14 protein-coding genes are annotated in these 26,599 nt (G+C 30.7%); 3 read left to right on the top strand and 11 right to left on the bottom strand.

Annotated features, from left to right (window positions below):
- Positions 1-29: 29 nt before the first annotated feature.
- Positions 30-1,130: a peptide chain release factor 2 gene (gene prfB, locus ACKTTC_RS02275; RefSeq protein WP_408037895.1), complete on the top strand. Its 1,101-nt coding sequence runs from the start codon at positions 30-32 to the stop codon at positions 1,128-1,130.
- A gap of 126 nt (positions 1,131-1,256) precedes the next feature.
- Entirely contained in the window at positions 1,257-1,598 is a 342-nt protein-coding gene (gene arsC / locus ACKTTC_RS02270; protein WP_408037893.1) for an arsenate reductase (glutaredoxin), read from the top strand.
- 35 nt (positions 1,599-1,633) lie between these two features.
- Here arsC and ACKTTC_RS02265 read toward each other — a convergent pair whose 3' ends face one another.
- Both ACKTTC_RS02265 and ACKTTC_RS02260 read right to left on the bottom strand, forming a co-directional pair.
- Positions 1,634-2,053, bottom strand: coding sequence for a lipocalin family protein (locus ACKTTC_RS02265; protein ID WP_408037891.1), 420 nt, complete (start codon positions 2,051-2,053; stop codon positions 1,634-1,636).
- Positions 2,054-2,091: 38 nt separating this feature from the next.
- Positions 2,092-2,541: a hypothetical protein gene (locus tag ACKTTC_RS02260; protein ID WP_408037889.1), complete on the bottom strand. Its 450-nt coding sequence runs from the start codon at positions 2,539-2,541 to the stop codon at positions 2,092-2,094.
- A 273-nt stretch (positions 2,542-2,814) separates the two neighbouring features.
- On the opposite strand from ACKTTC_RS02260, the gene ACKTTC_RS02255 reads away from it, so the two are divergent.
- Complete coding sequence (locus ACKTTC_RS02255) at positions 2,815-5,601, top strand: M16 family metallopeptidase (protein WP_408037887.1); 2,787 nt, start codon at positions 2,815-2,817, stop codon at positions 5,599-5,601.
- Positions 5,602-5,649: 48 nt separating this feature from the next.
- Here the strand turns inward: ACKTTC_RS02255 and ACKTTC_RS02250 are convergent, their stop codons facing one another.
- From ACKTTC_RS02250 to ACKTTC_RS02210, 9 genes are all read right to left on the bottom strand, one after another.
- Positions 5,650-6,087: a hypothetical protein gene (locus tag ACKTTC_RS02250; protein WP_408037885.1), complete on the bottom strand. Its 438-nt coding sequence runs from the start codon at positions 6,085-6,087 to the stop codon at positions 5,650-5,652.
- Between the two features lie 821 nt (positions 6,088-6,908).
- Positions 6,909-12,209 carry an RHS repeat-associated core domain-containing protein gene (locus ACKTTC_RS02245; RefSeq protein ID WP_408037883.1) on the bottom strand — a complete coding sequence of 1,767 codons (5,301 nt, stop codon included), beginning with the start codon at positions 12,207-12,209 and terminating at the stop codon, positions 6,909-6,911.
- Positions 12,210-12,292: 83 nt separating this feature from the next.
- Positions 12,293-17,515: a hypothetical protein gene (locus tag ACKTTC_RS02240; protein ID WP_408037881.1), complete on the bottom strand. Its 5,223-nt coding sequence runs from the start codon at positions 17,513-17,515 to the stop codon at positions 12,293-12,295.
- A gap of 178 nt (positions 17,516-17,693) precedes the next feature.
- On the bottom strand, positions 17,694-18,503 hold the full coding sequence (locus tag ACKTTC_RS02235) for a hypothetical protein (RefSeq protein WP_408037879.1): 810 nt from the start codon (positions 18,501-18,503) through the stop codon (positions 17,694-17,696).
- A 109-nt stretch (positions 18,504-18,612) separates the two neighbouring features.
- Positions 18,613-19,359 carry a LytR/AlgR family response regulator transcription factor gene (locus ACKTTC_RS02230; RefSeq protein WP_408037878.1) on the bottom strand — a complete coding sequence of 249 codons (747 nt, stop codon included), beginning with the start codon at positions 19,357-19,359 and terminating at the stop codon, positions 18,613-18,615.
- Positions 19,352-21,247, bottom strand: coding sequence for a histidine kinase (locus tag ACKTTC_RS02225; protein WP_408037876.1), 1,896 nt, complete (start codon positions 21,245-21,247; stop codon positions 19,352-19,354). The genes ACKTTC_RS02230 and ACKTTC_RS02225 overlap by 8 nt, the downstream gene beginning before the upstream one ends.
- A 72-nt stretch (positions 21,248-21,319) precedes the next feature.
- Positions 21,320-22,627, bottom strand: coding sequence for a sugar MFS transporter (locus ACKTTC_RS02220; protein ID WP_408037874.1), 1,308 nt, complete (start codon positions 22,625-22,627; stop codon positions 21,320-21,322).
- A gap of 9 nt (positions 22,628-22,636) precedes the next feature.
- A complete protein-coding gene (locus ACKTTC_RS02215; protein ID WP_408037873.1) occupies positions 22,637-23,641 on the bottom strand; it encodes a N(4)-(beta-N-acetylglucosaminyl)-L-asparaginase in 1,005 nt (334 codons plus the stop codon).
- 4 nt (positions 23,642-23,645) lie between these two features.
- On the bottom strand, positions 23,646-26,567 hold the full coding sequence (locus ACKTTC_RS02210) for a GH92 family glycosyl hydrolase (protein ID WP_408037871.1): 2,922 nt from the start codon (positions 26,565-26,567) through the stop codon (positions 23,646-23,648).
- Between the last annotated feature and the right edge of the window lie 32 nt (positions 26,568-26,599).

Raw genomic sequence — 26,599 nt, 5'->3', positions numbered from 1 at the left:
GTATGTTTTTAAAGTGTATTTTTGCAAATATGATTACACATGAACAGCTAAAAAATATCGCTGAACGCGTTGCCAAGTTAAAAGGTTATTTAGAAATTGACAAGAAATTAATTGAAATTTCTAATGAGGAAGAAAAGACCGCTAATCCTGATTTTTGGAACAATCCTAAAGAAGCTGAGGCTTTAATGAAATCGTTGCGTTTTAAGAAGAAATGGGTAGACGATTATAACGAGATTCTTTCTTTAAGTGAGGATTTAAATGTTTTGTATGATTTTTATAAAGAAGGCGACGTTGAAGAAGATGAAATTACTGAGCAATTCGAAAAAACTAGTAGTTTTTTAGAAGATATTGAGTTTAAAAATATGCTTTCTGAAGAAGGTGATAGTTTAAGTGCTGTAATTCAAATTACTGCTGGTGCTGGTGGTACAGAAAGTTGTGATTGGACAGAAATGTTAACGCGTATGTATACCATGTGGGCAGAGAAACAAGGTTTTAAAGTAAAAACTTTAAACTTGCAAGAAGGCGATGTAGCTGGGATAAAAACAATTACTTTAGAATTAGAAGGTGATTATGCTTTTGGTTGGTTAAAAGGTGAAAACGGTGTGCATAGATTGGTACGAATTTCTCCTTTTGATAGCAATGCTAAGCGTCATACTTCTTTCTCTTCTGTGTATGTGTACCCTGTAGCTGATGATTCTATTGAAATTGAAATCAATCCTGCAGATATTGAAATTACTACTGCTCGTTCTAGTGGAGCTGGTGGTCAAAATGTAAACAAGGTTGAAACAAAGGTTCAATTACATCATAAACCAACTGGGATTCAAATTCAATGTTCCAACTCTCGTTCACAACACGATAATAGAGCTACAGCTTTACAAATGTTAAAATCACAGTTATATGAAATTGAACTACAAAAGCGTCAGGCAGCCAGAGCAGATATTGAAGCTAATAAATTAAAGAATGAATGGGGAAGTCAGATTCGTAATTATGTAATGCATCCTTATAAACTTGTGAAAGATGTAAGAACAGCGCATGAGACTGGAAATGTAGATGCTGTTATGGATGGAAATATTAACCCGTTTTTAAAGTCGTATTTAATGACTATGGGGCAGAAAGAGAGTGAGAAGTGAGAAGTGAGAAGTGAGAAGTGAGAAGTGAGAAGTGAGAAGTGAGAAGTGGATAATAGTTAAAAAATTGAAAGTTGAAAGCTTTTAGCGTGTTATCAACAAAATAAATAATATAAAAAATAACAAAGAATGATTACAATTTATCATAACCCAAGATGTTCTAAATCGAGACAAGGTCTTACTATTTTAGAAGAAAGTGGAAAAGAGTTTGAAATTGTGAAATATTTAGATACTCCTTTAACTGAAAAAGAACTTGGTGCTATTATCAAACTACTTAATATCAAACCTATTGAATTGGTGAGGAAAAATGAGAAGATTTGGAAAGATGAATTTAAGGGTAAAGAACTGACAGATGCTGAAATTATAAAAGCTATGGTTGAAAACCCTAAATTAATTGAACGACCTATAGTCGTAAATAATACAAAAGCTGTCGTTGGTAGACCTCCAGAAAGTATTAACGATATTATATAATAAAAAATAAGCTCGCCAATGGCGAGCTTATTTTTTTACTTTCTCTTTACAACATAAGTGTAACCATTTTCTTCTTCGGCTGTAAAACTATTAAAGTCATCGCTAAAAATTATTTTTTGAATACTTGTTGACTCTATATCTAGAACTTTAGTTTTTATTTCATACTCCCCATTTCCTTTATTACTCCACGTTCCTAGATCAATTTCTCCATCGCTAATACATTCTCCATCTACAAGTTGATATAGATTTAATGTATATATTGAATCTTCTCCATAAGTTACTGTTCCTTTTTGTTCACAAAGAGTTAACTCAATTCCTTCTTCTGAAAAAAGGTGCCAAGTTCCAATAATAGGATCTTGATCTTGTATTTCATTCTCTTCTAAATTCTTACTACAAGCGCTAAAACACAATTGTACTAATAATATAATTCCAACAACTTTTATATTTCTCATCATTTAATTTTTAATTTTTAATTTTCATACGCCTATACTACCTATTTCCTCTTTGCAACGTATATGTAACCGTCTTCTCCTCCGGCTGTAAAGCTATTAAAGTCATTACTGAAAGTATATTCTGTAGCCCATACTCTTGTTTCGTTGTTACCGTCTTTATACTGTATTTCGTAAACTCCATTTCCTTTATTTCTCCATGTTCCTGTAATTGTTCCTCCATCGTTAACACAATTTCCATCTATAACTTGATATGGAACTACCGTAAATGTTAAGTCTTCATTATACGTTGATATTGTTTTTTGTTCGCAAGGAACTAACTCTACTCCGTCTGCTGAAAAATTATACCAAGCTCCAATTATAGGATCTTTATCTTGTATTTCACTCTCTTCTGAATTCTTACTACAAGCGCTAAAACACAATTGTATTAATAATATAATTCCAACAATTTTTACATTTTTCATCATTTGATTTTTATGATTTTTAATTTTCATACATCTATTTTATTTATTTTACTATTCTTCTTTTAAATAAGACCACAGCAAATTTCAGTGATACTACTCGGTGAAACAATCTATAATTCATAAACGCAGCTTGTGAATTCGTAAACGCTTTTATAAAAACATTTATACTATTTGAATAATCTATTATCATTCATAACAAAAAATCTATAGCATCTTTTTAACTTTTTAACACTTATTAACAGTAAAAGTGAAATTACAGACTCACTTTCACTGTATATTCGTTATTCACTTAAACCTATAACTATGAAAAAAATTTTAAGTCTCTTAACACTAACCTTTTTGTTTATCCAAGTAGCTTATTCCCAAAAAGCTATGGATATACCAAATGATCCCTCTGTAAAAATTGGAAAATTATCCAATGGTCTTACCTACTATGTAAAGCAAAACCCAAAGCCAGCAAATAAAGTAGAATTACGTTTGGCTATTAATGCTGGTTCAATTCTAGAGGATGAAGATCAATTAGGATTAGCTCACTTTATGGAACACATGAATTTCAATGGTACAAAAAACTTTAAGAAAAATGAATTGGTAGATTATCTACAATCTATCGGTGTTAAGTTTGGTGCACATTTAAATGCATATACTGGTTTCGATCAAACAGTATATATTTTACCTATTCCTAGTGATGATGAAGCCAAATTAGAAAAAGGTTTTCAAATACTAGAAGATTGGGCACATGGTGCTTTATTAGAAGGAAAAGATATCGACGAAGAACGTGGTGTTGTTCTAGAAGAATATCGTTCTCGTAGAGATGCAAATTCTCGTATGATGGAAAAATATCTTGACAAAGTTGCTTATGGTTCTAAATATGCAAAGCGCCTTCCAATTGGTACAAAAGAGAATTTAGAAAACTTTAAACATGAAAGTATTCGCAGATTCCATAAAGATTGGTATCGTCCAGATTTGATGGCTGTAATAGCTGTTGGTGATGTAGATGTTGCTACTTTAGAACAAAAAGTAAAAGAACATTTCGGTAAAATTCCTGCTGCAAAGAACCCTAGAAAACGTGAGAATTTTACATTAAAAAATCATGACGAAACTTTTATTGCTATTGAAGCAGATAAAGAAGCTCCTTTTTCTAATGTTCGTTTAATGTATAAAGACTCTGAAGACTCAAAACCGAATTCAACAGTTACTGATTATAGAAATTCATTAATCAATTCTTTATTTGATCAAATGATTAATAATCGTTTTGAAGAATTAGCTAATAGTGAAAAACCACCTTTTGTATATGGATATAGCTATTATGGCGGAACCTATGCTAAAAACAGAAAAGCATTTCAATCTGTAGCTAGTACAAGTGCTGATGGACAATTAAAAGGATTGGAAGCTTTATTAACAGAAAATGAGCGTGTAAAGAGATACGGATTTCAACAAGGCGAACTAGAAAGAGCTAAGAAAAATTTGATTTCTCGTATGGAAAAAACTTTTAAGGATAAAGATAAAAGAGAATCGAGCCGAATTGTAGGACAATTGGTTTCTGGCTACTTAGGTAATCGTCCAGTTCCTAGTGTAGAATGGCAATACAAAGCCTACCTAAAATTATTACCAACTATTAACCTTGAGGAAGTTAATAAGTTAATCAACAATTTCTTACATGATAATAATAGAGTTGTTGTAATTACAGGACCTAAAAAGGTTGTTACTGAAGCACAAGTAACAAAAGCTTTAAATGACGTAAAAACGAAAGATTTAAAGCCTTATGAAGATAAGGTAGTTGCTTCTTCTTTAATGAAAAAAATGCCAACACCTGGTACAGTAGTTAAAGTAACTAAAAACGATAAATTAGGAACTAAAACTCTGATATTAAGCAATGGTGCTAAAGTAACTTATAAAAAGACAGATTTTAAAAACGATGAAGTTTTATTTTCTGCATTTAGTTATGGTGGTACTTCTTTATATAGTGATGCAGAATTACAGGCAACATCTTTTGCTAATAGAGGTTTATCTGAAGCTGGTTTAAATGGCTTTGGATTAAATGATATGAATAAAATAATGTCTGGAAAAATTGTACGTGTAAATCCATACATTAGAGGGCTAAGTGAAGGATTTTCTGGATCTGCTGCTCCAAAATATCTAGAAGATCTTTTCCAAATGGTGTACTTATATTTTACAGCATTAAATAAAGATGAAAAAGCTTTTAACTCGTTTGTTAACAAGCAAAAAAGCTTTTTAGGAAACTTAATGGCTAGTCCAAACTTCTTCTTCCAAAAAGAAATGAGTGATTTTACCAATGCAGGAAATCCTCGTTATACAGGTTTTCCTTCTGCAGAAAAGTATGAAAAAACTGATTATAACTTAGCTTATAAAAAATACCAAGAACGTTTTGCAGATGCTGGAGATTTTAATTTTTATTTCGTTGGTAATATCGACGAGGCTAAACTAACTGAATTTGCTACAACATATATTGCTAGTTTACCTGGTAAAAACTCGAATGAATCTTATAAAGTAAGTACTTTCCGTCCTTTATCTGGAATGCATAAAAAAGTAGTTGAAAAAGGAAAAGATCCTAAAAGTATGGTAAGAATAATTTACCAAGGCGAAGCAGACTATAATGATAAAGATGCTTTGGCTTTTGACTTTATAGGTGAAGTAGTAGGAATTAAATTAACAGAAAAGTTACGTGAAAAAGAAAGTGGAGTTTATTCTGCCGGAGCTCGTAGTGGCATGCGTAAAATTCCTTATGGGAGTTATAGTTTTTCTATTAGTTTTCCTTGTGCACCAGAAAATGTTGAAAAGTTAAAGAATATTTCTGTTGAAGAAGTAAATAATTTAATTAAAAACGGGCCTTCAGAAGAAGATTTAGCGAAAGCTAAAAAAGCAATGATTAACGATCATAAAGAAGACGTAAAGAAAAATAGGTTTTGGTTAAATACAATCCAAGGAATTGATTATGCTAAAGATAATGCAGATGATGTATTTACTTTTGAAGAAAGAGTAAATGCAATTACAACTAAAGATGTTCAAAAACTAGCGAAAAAGTACCTTTCTAAAGGACATATTTTAGGAATTTTAAATCCAGAGAAATAAGAATAACTATTTTTATAAAAATTAAAAGCTCGCCAATGGCGAGCTTTTTTACCTTCTCTTAGCGAGATATGTATATCCATTTTCTCTTTCTGATGTAAAACTATTATAGTCATTACTAAAAGTTAATTTTTCTATCCTTACCTTTTCCATACCATTTACTCCTGCTCTTATTTCATATACTCCATTTCCCACATTTTTCCATTTTCCAAAGTTAATTTCCCCATCACTAACACACGATCGATCTAGAAGTTGATATGTAGTAACTGAATAACTTAAATCTTCCTTATACGTTATTGTTCCTTCTTGTTCACAAGAAGTTAGCTCAATTCCATCTACCGAAAAAACATACCATTCTCCAATTATAGAATCTTGATCTTGTATTTCATTCTCTTCAGAATTCTTATTACAAGCACTAAAACATAATTGTAATAACAATAAAACTCCTAAAATTTTTACATTTTTCATCATTTGATTTTTAATTTTCATACGTCTATTTCATTTATTCTGCTTATTCCTCTTTTTAAAGAAGGTCACAGCAAATCTCTGTGATACTACTCAATGAAACAACCTGTAATTCATGAACGTAGCTTGTCAATTCACGAACGCCTTTGTAAAAAAATAATTGACGTAAAAAAGCTCGGAAAAATATTTCCGAGCTTTTATTTCTATAATATCATATAAACTATCTTACTATAGCGTTTTATACATTTTTTAAATTAGCTTTTAGCAACATATTTAAAGACACTTACTAAGTATGTCTGTTAGCTATAGTATATTAGTTTAAAGTAAATATTATACATTTTAAGACGTTAAGCAATCTTAAATTCATAAACGTATGTTCTAAATTCGTGAACGTTTCTTTATTATTATGAGATAAAGAAGAAGTTCTGCAAAAATTATAAAATTATGCATCCTTTATAATAAATGAAACAAAACTATGATAGATAGACCTATTGAAAATATAAAAAAATAGCTTGGAAATATTTTCCGAGCTATCATCATATTAAGTATATATCGATTTTTAAGTTCTATATTAATTTCACGGATTGCAAATCCGCACTATCGGATAAATTTTAACTATATTCTTAAATAAAACAATACCTAATTCATAAACATATGTTCTTAATTCACTTACGTTTTTATAAAAACAATAGGCATAAAAAAGCTCGAAAATAATTTCCGAGCTATCTTCTTTAAGTATGTATTGATTTTTAAATTCTATATTAATCACGGATTGCAAATTCTTGTTATCTAGAGGAGAAAAGTATAATTATTCTCACTTTATTCTCTCTTTTAATAACATTCTTTTATTTATCGACTTGATATAATAATTCATACCCTCCTTCTAAATTTGCATGTACACCAAAAATAGCTATTAAAGATGCTCCAAGTGACCAACTCCTAGTTGTCGTAGTTACAGGAGAATCTTTAGTATAATTAGTCTTTATTGTTCCATAAACTGGAAAAGATAATTCTTCACTATTTAAATGACTAATTCCTCTTAATGCCCCTCCTAGGATTCTTTCAGATCTAAAACTACTATTCTCATACTCAAAAGCTCCTCCGACTACTCCAAATCCTATTCCCAATCCTGAAGTATTACTATATTTAGAATTAAGATATCCCCCTCCTGATAAATCTCCTAATGAATCATATATATACGAATCATTGAATCCATTTTTAGAGTTCAACTCTAAATTTGCATCAAAAATATTTGTAACATCATATTTAGGAGTAAGGTCAATTTGAACACCAAAAAACTTCAAAGATAAACCTGCTTGAAGTCCATGATCTAACTTTAGATTTACCTTTCCATATAATTTTATTGGATTACTGTAAAATTGTTGAGTTATAAACCCTCCTAGTTCGTTTTTATCCAAATCACCTTCTAAATAAGTAGTTTTATGTACATAAAACTCGTCTCTTTTTTTATTAAAAGAAACACCATCACCACCTATTAAAATGTTAACAATATTAGCCCACCATTTCTTTTTAAAACCTCCATCAGGATCTATTGAGTTTACTGGATCATTTCCAATCCCCAAATAAGGGTTTTTAAATTGTTTTTTTGGATCAGGGTTTAGCCATCTACCTATTCTTGCATCCCATAAACGTAATTCAAAAGCTTCCATCCCTGTTTCTGTGTCTTTTTCTTGTCCTTGATATGCATATGGATATTCTCCTTCTATATTTCTATTAGGCATTGGCATTCCAAACGGGTAATAATCTTTATGTGCTAACATTACTGGAGCATTCTCCGTTGTTACATCATTTATTCTAATAGTATCTAAATAGTAATTATTTGTGGTTATAATATCTGTAAAATCATTTATTGCTAGTTCAAAAATTAAATATTGTTGTCCAGTTGTAGAAGCCTTATAATTAAATGTTTTTATTCCTGATTGCTCTGCTGTTCGCTTTTTTTGTACAGTTTCTGTAGGCGTAGAAGCTATATAATATTGTAAGGCATTCGTTGTTTCATGCAATCCTGTATAAAACTTAATTGCGTAAGTATGTCCTGCTTCAGTTTGAAAAGGTATTTTTACATGATTGGTAGCGTTATTTGTTATCGCAACTTTCAGTTGTTTATTGGTATTAATAACTGAGGTTCCAAAAGGAACTGAACTAATACTCGTTACAGCATTAGAACTAGAAGTAATACTTGACGGAACACTATTCGTTGTAAATTGTTCATCTACCACTGGTGGTACCGAAGCGTCTTTCATAATTACCGCTCGTACATTTCCTAAATGATCTGTTATTTCGTATTTAAAGGTATTGGCTTGAGTTGCCATTCCTAATCGAGAGGCACCATATACTGGATACTGAACAGCATAACGTGGATTCGTGCCTATTTCTGTACTATAAATTCCCATTACTTGCCCAGAAGCATCGCGTACATAATACGTTTGTGTTCCTCCACCTGTTCCGTTCAATGATCTTTTAGAAACTCTATGGCCACGATCGTTGTAGGTAAAATAAACCCCTTTATCTGAATTTGATTGCGTCGTCCTCACCGATTTTACCAATCCATTGGTATAGTATTCATACTGAATTTCGTCTTGCTTATTTTCTATAAGTTGACCAATACTGTTATATATATAATTATTAGGTAATTGTGCTTTAATATCTCCTACTTCATCTATATTTCCTGAAGTATCGTTTACATAACTTAACTTATTCCCATCATTATAGTAATGATACTTTAGCTTATCCATTGCATTGGTATTATTATGGGAATCTTTGTTCCTGTCTAATCTTCTAATATTACCATTAGCATCGTAACTTATATTGTACACATTGTAGTCTCCTGCATCATTTCCAACGTAAACATCTGTATTTAATGCTGATTGTGTGATCGATTTAAAAGAAGCTTGAGTTAACCAATTCTTTTCATTATAATCGAATAAATAGCCTTTTTTAGCTGCATTTTGCAACCCTAAAGTTGCCCAACGATAGCCTTTTATATTTCCATTGTACTGGTCTGTTCCTGAAAATGTTTTGGTAATACCTGTGTTGGCTCTTGTATAATCTTTTCTATTGTAGTCTATAATCAATCCAAATGCATCGTTTTGATCTTCTCCTGGATCTTCTACATTCGATAAACCAGGATGATTAATTGCTTTTAACTGTCCATTTAAAGTATATATATAATCTAGTCCTTGTAATCCTTCTGCTATTTCTGTACGCTTCAATGCTCCTGTTTCATAATAAGAATAACGGGCATGTTCTATATAATTATTCCCATCTCTTGAGGTTTCTACTGTTAGCAATTGTCCAAATTCATTGTACACATAACGATGGATAAACATTTCACTAGCTTCATCTCTTTGATATACAACTCGGTTTACTTGTCCAGTACGATCATCGTATACATAATCGATAGTTTTTACCCCTAATCCTTCAATATTTTGTACCATCCAACTAACTCGACCATACACATCATAACTATACCATGTAGTAGATGTTACTGGATTTTCGGTCCATGTTTTAGATACATTTCCTGCTAAGAATTCTTGTTTTCTATAATTTTCTGGAAGATTTGTTGCTCCTCCATATAATGCTAACCATAAGCCTTTGTCATCGTTTTCATCATATGACGTGAATACTTGTTCTTTGCATTGGTTTGGGTCTACTTCCCAATTGTCTACTGATGTTGGCCTAGCTGCAGTGTTTGCAAATTGTTCTATGCGTATTTCTGTAAATGAAAGTCCTTCTTCTAACATAGCTCCATCTATGATAAAACTATCTGTATTTATTGTGTTACTCGCCGCTATATTATTGTTTACCGTATAAAAAGTTTCTCCATCTTTTTTATAACGAATAATACCATTATTGCGTTCTATACTATATACAGATTCTGGGTTATGTGGAACTAACGGCGGGGTAAACTCTCCCAAGGCCATAGCCCGTACATAACCTCCATAAAAATAGATTCCTCTTTCTACAGTATTGTAAAAATCTCCATGATCTTCCAGAGAGAGTCCCATAAGATTCCCTAATAAAACATAAGGACTTTTAAAACTAATTTTAAAATCTCCATTTCCTGTTCTTTCTAAAGAGTGAAACCCTCCATCAGCCCAACCTGGATTATTTTTTACAACGGTACCTGAAGTAGCGCTTACGTTAGCATCTGTTTCAAGTATTGGAACTACAATAGAATTCACAGGAAAATATGGAACTGATCCTTCACTTACTCCACTTTCTATTGGCCTTGCTTTATCATCATAATTCGTATATGAGAACTCATTTTGATTCGTTTGTTTAGCGTTTTTAGAAAAACGTATTTGTCCATCTTCTCTATAAGCGAACGCTGCGAAACCTTCATCTGGGCTAACTGTATTTAACAATTCTCCAGCTGCATTATAATTATAGGTTGTAGCCATTCCATGGTTTGGTGTAGTATTACTTAGTGTAAAAGCACTATCATCAAATCCAATAGGTTGTGTACTTTTTACCAGCCTATTTGCATCATCGTAATAATTTACTGCAAATTCATGATAATTTACTTGATAACGTATTCCTGTCGCTTCAGGTACTGTTACAATTTCATTAGAGTCACTTATGTAAGTATAATCTGAACCTGGAACTTCGCTGGAAGGAATTCCTTCTATACGATATATATTTCCTCCAGTTATTGTATTTGGTGAGACTTCTTTACCTGTTCTAATATTATATACTGTAATAGAGTTTGTGTTTCCAAAGAGTTCGAATTGCGTTACTCCATTAGGTATATGAACATCTATATAACCTTGAGCACCTATAACAGAAACCATCTCGTATTCATCTGTCCCTCCAGACCTTCCTGTCGCTAATACTTTTTGACCATCTGTAAATATTACGGTTTCTATGCCATTAACATCTATATTAACTGTCTTTTGAAATCTTGTAATTATGGTTTCTCCTAAAGGATCCTGTTCTGAAGGAAAATAATTCTTACCGAAAATATATTGCATTTCTTGTGCTGCTGGCATGGTATAACTAAATCCTTGTGGAAATCGATTCAATAAAATACTTCCCTGTCCATTTAAATTCATGATTTTACCTCCTACTACTGCACGAACATTTCCTGGATTTAATTCATCATATACTGTTTTGGAATACGGGCGACCTTCAGCAATATCCTGTAAAGGTTCACTTGTGTTGCTATTGCTATAGTAATAACCTAAACTTCCTTCCTGCGATCCTACTTCTGCTGGAAATTCAGGATCGGTTTCAAAATCGGAATTGGCATAAGTGGTTCCATTTGTTTTTTTTATAAAATCTTCTTTAAAACTAAAGTTCTGATTCATGTTGATAGGAGCGCTTAACGTTTGTAAGGCCGGTCTTCCTTGAGCATCATAGCGAACTTCTGAAGCCCAGTTTTTATTCGTCTTAAAATCTCTTGTTTGGCTTTGAGTAGACTTTCCTAAATTGTCAAAATAGTTTATTCCTGTGCTTGTAACTTTTCCTGTATTATCAAACGTACGAGACCATACCCAATTTTTATCCGTATCTGTTACTCCAACATAATCTGGATCTGCAGCTAAAGAAAATCCTCTAGAAGTAGCTTCAAATGCAAAATCTGAAGCTTGAGAACGAACGACAACATTTAAATTCTCTATAAAATTATCTGTTATTAAATAAGAGTGTTCATTAAATGATAATTTAATTTTATTAGCATCCGTCTTTTCAATAGTAAATACATCTCGGCTTACTAAAGAAACACTATTAATAGTTGCAATTTCCCTATTCGGACTGGTAATTTGAACCGTTCTTTTTCCTTGATCATATACAATAGCATAACTGTTGTTTTCTATTTCAGTTAATGAATATTCAGATTCTGGAGTTAGGTAAACACCCAATACTCCTACTCCTGATCTAGAATGAATTCTCCCTCCATTCTGTTGAAATCCTGTTATACTAAACAAACCTGTAGCATTTAACCCCAATCTACTATGGGATAACATATAAGCATCTCCAGTAGCTCTACCACTACCCGTACTTAAGTTATTAGATCTAGCTGTAAAATTGCTCGATGATTTCCAAATAATTTCTTGGGCTGATATTTGTATAACACTGAGAAAACAAATAACTCTTAATATAATTGTATTTATTAAACTTTTCATTAGCGTGGTATTTGATTTTCATCTATAATTTTAATATGATTTTTAATAATGATATTGATATATAGATTTATTTATTGATATAATTAATTGATATCCCTAGCGTAATTGTAACGGTATTCACTCACACGTTTAAAACCTCCAATAATTGTTTTATTATCAGGAATCTCTTGGTAAATACGTATTAACCTTCCAGCAGTATCATATTGATATTTAGTAGCTATATTGTTACTTCCTAATATTGCTTCCAGCTCATCATAATCGTTATAAACGTAAGTTTTTACTGATGATGAAATAGGATATAATCTATAATCATCTAAAAAAGTATTATCGTTTGTAGATCTAATAGTTATTCTTTCCAGTTTATTTTTAGATAAATTAATAACATGATTCAATTGCACCCAGTTTCCTGCCATAATTGTTTCTCCATTAAAAGTATCTATACTTCCATTATTATGACGAATTCTAACTGATTCGTAGTTCTCTTTATTTACCCATACAGATACTTTATATTTTCCAGATCTATGTTCTCCCGGTTTTAGCACTGTAGAAAATGCGTTTTGATTTGCATTCAATTTTAAAGAATATTTACCTGTATGCGATTTTTCTTCACTTCTAACAATACCCGTTATATAAGTAAATAATACACCATTACCTATATAGTTACCTTCTATTGTTTCTGCATCTGAAGTAAAATGTTCATTGTATTTGGAATTACTAGAAGACGCTACCTTTGTATTATTATCCCACATTTTAGTTGAAGCATAATTATTATTGATATCTTTTACTTCAATTGGTCTAGAATAATGATCATACAATGTTGTTTCACTTACTTGTTTCCACTGACTTGGCTGCACTGCAAAAGGATTTGTCCAATCAAAACCATCATCGTTATTGCTACTATAATTATAATTAACATAAGTTCCATCTTCATTAAGTTCACCATCCCAAATAAAGGATTTGTGTCTACGCCATATCTTATGATTTGTATCTGTTGGTGTCGTCGTTGTTCCGTCAGGATTTTTATACGTCCAATCGTCATTCCATGTTGTAATATTAACACTTAAAGGCTGAGTATAATTTTTCAACACATATCTAGCTGCTTCTTGAGATAACATATTTTTATTAGATGGAGTATTAGCTTTTGATCCCATTTGTGGATACTTATGATAGGCAGGGATTACAACATTTTTAATATGAAGGCCTTCATTTGTCATTGACTTTGTTTCCAATGTTGCTCCAGAAAAAGGATCATATTTAGAGAATTTTGTTACAGTAGAATAGCCTCCTGAAGTAATTTTTGAACTTTTTAAAGCTTGTGCATAGTTTCTTCTTGATGAAGAATTTATAAGCCATTTATCTTTTCGTTCTAAATTATCTTTATATTTAATTGACTTATACGTTTGATAGGATTGTTGATCTATTCCTTGTCTATTTAATCTATCATTCATAGAAAAATATTCATTTTCCGATTTAGATAATAAATGTCCTTCTTTATTAAATGAAGAAATATCTAATACTTGTCCAATAGCAGCTAGATTATCATGAATCATTATTTCAGCAAATTGAACTTTACGATTATTGTTATTTTCTTGTTCATGCTCAGTTTTTTGAATTTCAAGAAAATCTCCAAATTTTAAACTATTTGGATCTTTTTCTTTCATCACATTAAAATGATATTGTGTCGCTTGCTGTGAATTTTCGTTTTGAATTGTTACATACTCGTACATTACTTTAGGAGCCGGTAACTCTGTACTATAAGGTATTGGATTATTATCTTCATCAGGAATATAACTTACAGTTCCTGAAGATTTATAATTAACATCTGATGGATCAGACATATGACCTAATTGATTATATAAATAATTAGTTGTATACGACTCTACTCCATTAGTTGTAATTAATTTCTTAACTCTTAAATCACCATCTTTTTGATCCGTAACATCTTCATTTGCTATTATTTTGTATTGTAATGAAAAACTGTGTTTGTCATATGTATTTGCTTCTTCTTCCCAATAAAGATCGTATCTAGGAGTTTTTTTATTTGTACCAAAATCAATACTTGTATAATTATTAGCACTATAATTTGAAGCTTTATGGATTCCTATATCATTTCCTACAGAAAAAGGAGCTTTCGCTTTTACATTTCGTAATATTATATGATCATCAAACACAGTATAATCCTCTACTTCTTGTCCAATAATATCTATATGGTTCCTAGAATAATTATGTCCCCCTTGTGCTCCTCCTCGTTCATAATTAACAAAAGACATAAACCATAAATCAATATATAGTGGTTTACTTGGATCAAAATAATCTCTTAAATCAATGTTTTCTTCACTTACTATAGGGTCTTCTTCATCTAAACGTACTACTAAATTCATATAATGATCGTTTATAGCAGATGGTGGCAAATCATATTGAGGTGGTCGATTAGTACTATTACCAAAACTAAATTTTAAACCTCTACTAAATAATCTGTTATTTTGAATTACAGGTTTATTAAAGTCGTCACTTTCATATACTATTTGTATCGCTCCGCCTTCTGGAGTTACTATTTCTTTTAAAGACCACATCCACGGTTCATTTTTATAATATCCCCAAGAATTTTTATTATCAAGATTAAATGCCTGTTCGTTATAATATTTAAAGTTATATGGAGGCAAAATAGATGCATCAGACTTTCCTTTAAAATCAACAGATTTTAAAGTTAATCTTCCTGTATGAGGTATAGAAACATTGGGAGTTCCTCTTACCAAAGATGTTTGAGGTATTTCATAACTTAAGTCTATAATTTTAATAGATTTTTGTAATGTATTAGAATCAATATCTGAATAATCTAAAACACTATCTTCCTTATTAAAATAATATACTGTGGGTGTACTCCCTTCTTTTCTAAAATAAATATTTTCCGAACCTGTTGAAATACTAGGAATATCCCCATTAGTTTTACTAATATTATTTGCATCTTCGTTTTTTAATAAAATTATTTTATCTAGTTTTAGAGAAGGCTGTGAAGGTATTGTAAATACTTCTATAAAATCATTTGAATTTTGTTCTGATTGAGTCCAATCAACAGATTTATATTCCCAATTATGACTAAAATTATCATACCTAAGAGATTTACTAAATAAAGCAGTATGTGTACGTGTTTTAACTGCATCTAAATAATAAACTTCTTTAAATCCATTTATTTTAGTTTTAAAATCATCATCGTCTTTAGAATCAATATATGTTTTTCCATAAGGAGCTTTCCATGCATAGGCATCAGACCATTTACCATAGTCAAACTCCACCCAATACCCATAATCATCTTCATCTGGTATATGATTATTATTTATATCAATATAGTCAGGTCCTGTGACAGCTGTTAATAACCAATGTGTTGCATAAGGTGTGTCTTGTATACGTTCAAAATAAGCTTCTTCTTGTGGTTTTGCATTACCGTTATTATCTTTTATTGCACCTATACTTCTAGTAACAGTTACTTGATTATAAACAGGAATTGAATAATGAAACTTTTTACCATCATTACTTGTTATTGTAAATGCACCTATACCATTTGGGTCTGGATTAATAATATTTTCAAAACTTCTAGGCTTTAAATATCCTTTTATATACTTTTCTTGGTAGTTTTCATTGTGAACTTCATCATTAGTAAAATATTCTATATGTTTAGAAACTACTCTTCTTTGTGCAGGACCATTAGGATTGCTATACTGATTATAATCTAATGCAGAATTATAAATTATTCCACTTGTATTAAAAGTTGCTGGTGTCGTCTCTAAATAGGAAGTAAACTCATTATCAAAATAAAATTCTGGTTTACTTTCAAAAGTAAATTTAGGATCCAGATCATTATAAAACTCTCCGTTAATAGAAAATGAAATATCATGCATAGGAAGACTTTTTTCTAACCCAAATAAGTTTCCATTTTCAAAATGTTTTATGGACATGTTACCAGAAATACCTTGAGCATCTACATTAAATGAATCTAGATTAGGAAATATTGCATTATTTTCATCTAAATTTGTAAATACTTTTTGATCAAGTGGAAACTCATAAATATCCATAAGTGATTCTATTTCTGTTTCAATTTCACAATTACATATTCTCCATCCATCAACTGTAGTATATTCTTTATTATTTTTTATTTGCTCTGCTTCTTCTAACGTATCAACATAATCTATAGAATGAAGTATTTTTCCAATTCCATTATTGCATGGAGCATTAAAATCCTTTCTATAAGAAGAAACTTTATATCGATTTTGTATGTTCTTATTAAAATGTAATGGACCATATAAATAGTTTGTATTAGTTTTATTCATACTCCATTTAATTTTTTGTTTACCAAAATGAGCGCCAAAAGTTCCAATTGGAGTAGGAATACTAATTGGAATTCTCCATGAAGATTGTTTAAATAAATAATTCCCTTGCTCTATTGTACTTGCAAAAGAAATATTAAAACCTGCTCCGCCTCCTCCTACAACTCTGCCTCCGCTTTTTTTATTAACAGTTCCTGATATTCCTATTCCATTTTGACTAAAACTAAAATCAACTCCCAAACTTCTATTGTTTCCTAAAGCACTGTTTATGCCAACTCCTATACCTCCGTTTGTATTTGCACTTACAGAGAAACCTTCTGTATTAGAAGAATAATCAATTGCTCCATTCAAACTTCCTCCCTCACTTAAACTTGCTCCAAGAGTTAGTGCTCCTCCATTTTTTGTGGAGAAAGGAATATTTACCCCTATTGAATTACTTTCACCAATCGTTCCACTTACAACTCCAAGCCCTAAACTGACACTACCTCCAAAAGATTTATTAGTTCCCCAAGAAAAATCTAGCCCAACTGAACCTGTACCTGTTGGATCTGAATAACTGAAACCTGCTGTAAATAATTCTTCTTTACCTCCTTGATCGTATAAATGTTCATAATCTTTTATTCTATCATAATCATCAGGAGATCCATTTACACTTCTATTTATAGCTCCTGGATTTAAATTCCATCCTAATCCTGTCCAAGACGCCTCTTGATCCATAGCTATTCCAGCATGATACGATAAAGAAATAGGATAACCTCCTTCTGGACTAGGTACATTTAATAAAGGAAGCACATAAGAAAAATCTCCTGTTAATAAATTAACCATATCTGTCGCGTCTACAGGTTCAAAACTTCCTGCCTCTGGAGCTTTAGGTCCATTATTATTTGCATATAATAAATTAACCGGCACTATGGTACTTAAAAAATTAAGGATAAAGAATATAGCAATGATTCTTCTTGATCGGTTTGTTTTTAACTTATTCATACTATTTATTATTCGATACTATTAACAGGAGTAAATTTGCATTAAATCTCACAGTACCACAATCCAAAATTCATGAACGCACCTAACAAATTCGTTAACGTTAGTTCTAAAAAAATCCATAAAAAAACCTCTTACTTTACGTAAGAGGTTTTCGTTATTTTTTCTTAAAATTAATTGCTTAATTCGCTAAAAAATCTGTAAAATCATTTATTGAAGAATACTCTGAATATTGGCATCCTCTTGCATCTTGACTTCTAACTGGCCTAACTATCATCATTAAACCTCTAGTAGCTTCTCCTACACTAGTTTCACTAATTGAAATTGGACTAGAGCCTAAGATTGAACCAGAGTCTGAAAACAGATAAGCTTCATCATTATAATTAGTATTATTTAAAGGATGAGCAGATGATATCATTGACGTAAAATCATATAAATCACCATCTAAATCGGTGTATCCATTTGGAAAATATAACTCAAGACAATCATCTAACAAATATGAAATATACATTTGAAAATCACTAGACGACCTAACATCAGAATCTGAGCCAGGGTCTTCTCCTGGTCCACCACCTGGTCTAGGTCTTTCCATAGGCCTAATTGTACCATCGCTTTCAGTTAAATATTGATAGTGTAAATAGGTTTCTTTTAATGCTTCTATAAATCTTTCATTATTTACATTTTCTCCTAATAAAGTTTCTAATTTTAGAACATTTCTTTTTCTACTATTTTCTAAAATAACTAGAAATTCTTGTCTAGCTCTTATGTTATTATTAGTTGCTCTTAAAACTAAATATCCAAACCATTGCATTTTATTTTCTAACAGATCTATATTGTTCGTCTGAAAATCACTAAAACTTCTAGTTCTTCCATTCTGTTTTTTTAAGGTAGTTGGTTCTTTACTTATAGGTTCACTAACTATATTTTCTTCTTGATTACAAGAAATAAATACTAGTAGCATTACCAAAAATTTAATGTATATTCTATTCATTTACTGTTTGTTTTAATTTTCAAATAAACAAATTCTTTATCTTTTTCACACTAAAACTTCATTAAAGTATCTTTTGAATTAACTAACGCTTATAAAAAATGTATTAACGTTATTTAAAAATCTCCTGTATAATCTGATCTTTTCTTCTACTCGATACAGGTACTTGGATTTTAGCATTAATAATTAACATTCCTTGTTTATTGTATTGGATTACGTGATTTTTATTCACTAAATAGGATTTATGACATCTAATAAAAGTATCTTTAGATAATAATTCTTCAAACATTTTTATAGGTTTAGAAACTACAATTCTATCTATTTTTTGTGTATAAAATGTGGTATAATTACTTTCAGATTTGCAATAGAAAATATCGTCTTCATTTATAACATAAATATTTTCTAATGTTTTTAAAACAATGCGTTTATCATTACTATTTCCTGAAAAGTGTTCTTTCGTTATTTCAATTGACTTTTCTGTTGCCTTATCTTTTACTAAATTATTTTCTATAGCTTTACCTATTGCCTCATTGAACTCAATATTATCAATTGGTTTTATGATATAATCCAAAGCGCCAATTTTGATAGCTTTAATGGCATGTTCATCATAACCTGTAATAAAAATGATGCTTACATTTTTATGATCTACTTGAGAAAGTATATCGAAACTTGTTCCTTCTTTTAAATGTATATCTAATAAAAGTAAATCGGGTTTTTGTTCATTAATACATATTACAGCTTCATTTACACTGCCTGCTTCACCTACTATTTGAATTTTATCATTAAAAGATTTTATTAGTTTTTCTTTGATTTTTTCACGCATGTATGCTTCATCATCAACCAATATCGCTTTAATCATTATTTGTAACTTTATAAGGGATTAAAAATTCAACACGAACTCCAGATTCTTTCGAATTGAGTTTCTTTTTGTCTAAAATACTAATTTCTTGCTTGGTAACTTTCTTAGTAAATTTTGATATCAAATCAGTAGAAACCGATGTTTTATATTCTTTTTTTATCGATTGTAATCCTATACCGTTATCATCTATAATACAACTTAGGTATTTATCATCTATCAGTTTCAGCTGTATTTTTATTATTCCTTTATAATCAATACCAACAAAACCATGCTCAATACTATTTTCTATAAAAGGTTGCATTAACATTGGTGGAATATACAATAGATCATCTTCTTCAAAATTTTCTAATTCTATAGTATACTCAAATTCATTTGGAAAGCGATATAATTGTAAATCGAGATATTTCTTTAATAATTCTAATTCATCTTCAAATAATACATAATTACTTAACGAGTTACTTAATAATAATCGTAATAACCTTGAGAATTTTGTTAGATAATTTGCGGCTAATTCTTGATTTTCTTGAATCTGATTTTGAATTACAGATAATGTATTAAATGAAAAATGAGAATTCATTTGTGAACGTAATAAACGCTGTTGCATTTGCACTTCTTGTCTTTCGAACTTATAATTGCGTTGCCTATAAAACAGAAAGCCAATTACTAATAGTAAAACAGTTATTCCACTAAAAGCAAAAAGTTTTATGTTTCTTACTTCCAATTCATTCTTTTCTTCCAATGCCTTTTTCTCTTTTTCATTTGCTAGTTGTAGGGCATATAGCTTTTCCCCAATATTCTTCCTAAGTATTTCTCTATTATCACTTATTAACTCTTTATATTCTTCAAGTACATCATTTTGATTCTTTTTTGTATTGTAATGCAATAAGAATCGTAAACTATAATAAAAATCGACATATGGTTCATAAGAATTTATAGTGATTATACTTTTTGTTGTGTCTAAATATTTTTTAGCAGATTCGTAATCTTTATTCTCTATATAAGCTTCGGATATATTTGTATATGCTTCTAAAAAATTATAATTATGATCTGCTTCACTTACTTCTAAGTATTTTTCTTTCTTAAATAGTTTTGTTAATTCTATTACATTTTTATAATACTCGATTGCCAAAGACAACTTTCCTTCATAAAAATTCAGAATAGCATAACTTCTCTTTATTTGTCTTTTTGCATCTGTTCCTAATTCTAATTTATTTATGCTATCTAATAATTTAAACGCTTCATCTTTTCTTTTTAAGAAGTAATATCTACTTATTTTCGAGCAAGCAGCCGTAGTATATATATCTAAGTCTCCTGCTTGTTTTGATACTTTTAGTGTTTTTTCATTATACTTAGAAGCTTCTTTAAAATCTTGTAAGTCCAAACTAACTCTTTCAAGATAATTATATGCATATGCTAAATTACTTGCATATCTTTTCCCTTCATTTTCATAAATTTCTATATAATCTTTTGCTATGCTAATAGCGTTACCTTTTTTATTTAATAACTCCTCCATCTCCCAAGCATTTCTGAAATATACAAGACTTCTACTTACACCTTTGTGTTTCTTTACTTGTTTAATTGTTTCATGAAAATAAAACCTAGCAGAATCTAAATTATTTTCTCTTTTAAAATAGTATCCTTTTAAGTATATATTCTCTAGATGTAATGTATCTAGAGTTTCTAAACTCCTATTAAGTAGTTCTTGAGACTTTTTAATGTAAAAAAGAGTAGAATCATTATTTGGCCCTTTTCTGGCTAACTTTTGTAGTTTACTTATTTCATTCGCTTTATTTTCCAAGTTCTTAGTAGGAGACAAAAAATTGCATCCAACTAATAATAAGATAACGATGAAAAAAGTCCCCGTTTTTTTCATTAATTGATCATTCATATGACCAAAAATAGTTTATTAAAATTAAATCTGCTTGTTAAAAATATTGCTGTAGCTTCACTTCCGTACTATTTATTGAACCACTTTGCTTTTCGTTTTCCCATAGTACCAAATGTATGCATAGCATAATAAAACTAGAATAAAAGCCAGTTTAAACCCAATATTGTCAGTTAATAATCCATAGAATGGAGGAATAATGGCTCCTCCAACAATCATAGTACATAAAATACCTGAAGCTTGCGGTTTTAAATCGTCTAATCCATCTATTGCCAATGTAAAAATGGTTGGAAACATAATTGAATTGAATAAACCTACTGCTAAAATACTCCACATAGCTACAAATCCACTTGTATTAATAGATATTAAGATTAACGCTAAAGCTCCAATAGCAAACCAGCTTAATACTTTTGATGGCGCGATGATCTTTGTTAAATAGGCCCCTATAAAACGCCCAATCATAGCACCAGACCAATAAAAAGTCACAAATGCTCCAACTATTGCTTTATTATCCACAGCAGATAAATCTTGGTTTAAAATCCCTTCTGAAATACTTCTCATCATTTCATTATTCTTTATGGCTTCAAATAAGTTCATATCCATAAAATAATTTACCAAATAACTCCCGATAGCAACTTCTGCTCCAACATAAACAAAAATTCCTAAAGCTCCCATCATTAATGATTTCTTACCTAATAGTGTTTTATAACCTCCTTCGGGAACTTTTTCCATTAGTTTTGGTAACTGTACAAAAACAAATACGATAGCAAGTACAATAACAAATCCTGCGATTCCTAAAAATGGAGATTGTACTGCCGAAGCTTCTGAAGCTAAATAAGCTTCTTTTTGTACTGCTGTTAAACCTGCAATTTCTTCTTTTGTTTTTACAGTATCACTCAATATAAACATTGCTCCAATAGCAGGAGCAATCGCTGTTCCTAAAGAATTAAATGCTTGAGATAAATTTAATCTACTACTCGCACCTTCTTCTGAACCTAATACAGCAACATAAGGATTGGCTGCCACTTGTAAAATTGTCATTCCTCCAGCAAGTACAAAATATGCTAACATAAAAATTCCAAAAACTCGATACGACGCAGCTGGATAGAATAATAAACATCCTATAGCCATTGTAGATAAACCTAATACAATTCCTTTTTTATACCCTATTTTAGATAATATAAATCCTGCTGGAATAGACAGAACAAAATATGCTCCAAAGAAAGCAAACTGAACTAATCCCGCTTGAAAATACGTTAATGTAAAAACATCTTTTAACCTTGGTATTAAAGAATCTACAAGTACTGTAATGAATCCCCATAAAAAGAACAAAGACGTTAAGAATATAAAAGCTGTTTTGTAAGATTTATTAGTTGTTGTCATAGAGTTATTTTAGTTTTTAATATAATAGTCTGATTTTATGTTTTTATTTTCTCCGTCTGCATATAAATTATAGCTAAACCATTCATGAATCGAATAAGCTCCTACTTCTCCTTTTTTGTTCACTGCTATATAACCAACTTGAAAATTCTTATAGTTACTATTTGGTTTTTCTACAATTCTCTTTATTGCTTCTTCACAAGCTTGTTGTGGAGACATTCCTTGTCGCATTAATTCTACAATTAAAAAGCTTCCAACTGTTTTTAAAACTTCTTCTCCTAATCCAGTTGCTGCTGCACCTCCTATTTCATTGTCAACAAATAATCCGCCTCCAATAATTGGTGAATCTCCAACTCTACCCGCCATCTTGTAAGCTAAACCACTGGTTGTACATGCTCCCGAAATATTTCCTTCATCATCTATTGCTAACATTCCTATGGTATCATGGTTTTCAATATTGATAATAGGTTTGTACTCTGATTTTATCTTCCATTCTTCCCATGCTTTTTTAGAAGCTGGTGTTAATAAATCTTCTCTCTCAAAACCTTGTTCTATGGCAAATTGCTCTGCTCCTTTTCCTGCTAATAATACATGTGGTGTTTCTTCCATTACTTTTCTAGCCAAAGAAATTACATGTTTTATATTTTCTACTGCTACTACTGCTCCATAATCTCCTTTATCATTCATTATGCAAGCATCCAAAGTTACATGTCCTTCTCTATCTGGAAGTCCACCAATTCCTACGGATTGCCCTTTTGGATCTGCTTCTTCTACTCTACATCCTTGTTCAACTGCATCTAAAGCATTTCCTCCTTTTTCTAATACTTTTGCTGCAGCTTCTACTGCTTTAGGAGTATTCCAAGTGGCAATGACTAAAGGTTTTCTTATCGTTTGATTTTCTGTTATTGTTCCCGTTTTTTTCTCTTCTTTAGGAGTATTACAACTACATAAAATTGTAATGAGCAACAAACCTAATTTAGAAAATGAAGTTTTCTTTATAAATTTTCTACGTTTCATTATATTATTTTATCATTATTTCATCTATAAACATCCACGACCTTCCATCGTGCTTGTATCCTAAGTGCCATTCAGGTAATTTTCCTAGTTTTTTAGCTATGATTTTAACATATCTATATGATCTTGAAGGTTGTTTGAAATGCATTTTCTTAATGCTAACATCTTCTCTAGGAATTTTAGCTTCAATTTTTCTTGGACTGTAATCTATTGGTGTATAGTTTTCACCATCGTTAGATAGTAAACAAGAGACTTCTGTAGGTAAGAAAATCCAACTTCGCTGGTCTTCTAAGAAATTAACAAATACCATATTAATAGGTCTAGATTTTCCTAAATCTACAGTGGCTATAACATCTACATCTGAATATCCTTGCCATGTTCCAGTTCTAAAGTCTTTTGCTCCTAAAACTCCATCAATTAAGGCATTATTTCCTCCTGCATTATATTGATTCGCATATTCTGTTTCTAATGTAATTTTAATATTAGGATCTATTTTTGAGAAATCTGTACTAATGATAGCGCTTTGCTTATTTCCAATAGTTGCATACGTTTTTAATGTTGCTTTTTCGCTAATTGTTATTGGTGCTACATATTCTTTAAAACCTCTATCATTAATAGCATAATAAATTTTTGTATTCTTATCTGCATTTGCTAAAACAACAGTTGTACTTCCTTTAAAAGCGACATCTCCTTTTGCTATAAATGGTGCTGGTACAATAATGTGGTCTTTTATTTCTGATGTTGGATTCGCAGTATCTGTAGTTCCCCAATTACTAGGTTTATCTGACATTATAAACTCTAAAATGCCACCCTTCATAATTTCGTTATGAGTAATAAAAGTTCTTTCTAACTTTTTTCCGTTTAAAAATACTTTTTCTATATACTTGTTTTCAGCATCAATATTTGCTGCTTTCATCGTAAACAACTCTCCATTTTCGAGATGTAATGTTGCTTTATTTAATAATGGAGTTCCTATTACATATTCATTAGCTCCCGGTGTTACAGGATAAAAACCTAGTGTACTAAAAATATACCATGCACTCATTTGTCCGCAATCTTCATTTCCCGAAATTCCATCTGGTGAATTTGTATATTGCTCAGTAAGTATTTGGTATATTTTTTCTTGCGTTTTATATGGTTTATTAGCAAAATTATACAAATATGCCATGTGATGACTTGGTTCGTTTCCATGTGCATATTGACCTATTAATCCTGTAATATCTACTTGATGACGACCAGAAGTTTCTGATTCTGCTTTAAACAACGTATCTAAATTTTTCTCAAGTATCTTTTTCCCTCCTAATAACTTTGTATACCCCACAATATCTTGTGGTACATAGTTACTGTATTGCCATGCATTTGCCTCTGTATAGTTAAAATTTACCTCATATGGATCAAAAGGTGCAAACCATGTATTTCTAAATCGTCCTCGCATAAACTGAGATTGTGGATCGAATATATTTTTATAGTACTGCGCTCTTTGAATATAGTTTTTATAATCAGCTTCTTTTCCCATTGCTTTTGCCATTTGCGCAATTGTCCAGTCGTCGTAAGCATATTCTAAAGTTTTTGAAACTGATTCGCTTTCCTCCTCTACTGGAATATATCCCAATTTCTTATACGATGCCAACCCTAATTTATTTCTAGTTGCAGAGTGTTTCATCGCTGTTAAAGCTTTTTCAGCATCATAATTACGTATTCCTTTCATGTAAGCATCTGCTATTACAGGCACAGCATGATAACCAATCATACAACCTGTATAATTTCCAGATAAATCCCAAATAGGCATAATACCACCCTCATCATATTTTGCTAAAAATGTATTGATAAAATCATTGGTACGGTTTTGTTCTATTAAAGTATATAGTGGATGTGTTGCTCTGTAAGTATCCCATAAAGAAAATACCGTGTAATAATCAAAATCTTTGGTTTCATGAATTTTTAAATCCATTCCTCTGTAACGTCCATCAACATCTTGATAGATATTAGGAGCAATCATTGTATGATAAAGCGCTGTATAAAAATTAGTCAAATATTCTTTATTTGGACTTTCAACAACTATTTTATTGAGTTGTTTTTCCCACGTTTCTTGCGCTTCTTTTTTTATTTGTTCGAACGTTTTAACTCCTATTTCTTCTTCTAGATTTTTTTTAGCACCAGCTTCATCAACAGCAGAGATTCCTATTTTTACATATACAGGTTCATTTTTAGGGTTAATGAATTTAATAGCTGCCTTTAGATTTTCATTTTCTTTATATTTTTCTAACTCAAAACGATGCGAAAACGTCATTGAATAGAATAACTTTTGATTTGTTGCCCAAGCTTTAGAAAATCGATATCCTTGAATTCTATCTTTATCAATCCATTTTATTTTACTGTCCAATAATTCATCACGGTGTTCTAAATCTAAAATCACCACTTGGTTTTCTGAAGAAGGAAATTGATACTTATGTATTCCACTACGTTCAGCAACCGTTAATTCTACATCTATATTTGTATCTTCTAAATGTACTTTATAAAAACCTGGCGTAGCTGTTTCTTGTTTATGAGAGAATTTAGAACGATACCCTTCTTTTCCATTGGCTCCATTATTAAAAACTGTTTTATTGGTTGGCAATAATAACACATCTCCATAATCTGATACACCTGTTCCACTTAAATGTGTATGTGAAAAACCATATATATATTCATCTGAATAGTGGTAGCCTGAACAACCATCCCAACCGTCTAAACGTGTATCTGGACTTAATTGCATCATTCCAAATGGCATTGTAGCTCCTGGGTATGTATGTCCATGCCCGCCTGTTCCTATAAAGGGATTCACATAAGAAATTAAAGGTTGTGTTTTTTTTGCTGGAGAAATAGTTTTCTTTTTACAACTGCTTATCAATATGACAAAAGAAAGCAATAGTAGTTGTTTAAACTTCATTTGGTTTTAGTTCTTGTTTGACGTTTCTAAGA

It is taken from the genome of Tenacibaculum amylolyticum (assembly GCF_964511145.1).
GTDB lineage: Bacteria > Bacteroidota > Bacteroidia > Flavobacteriales > Flavobacteriaceae > Polaribacter > Polaribacter amylolyticum.
This window is presented reverse-complemented; position numbering and strand designations above follow the sequence as displayed.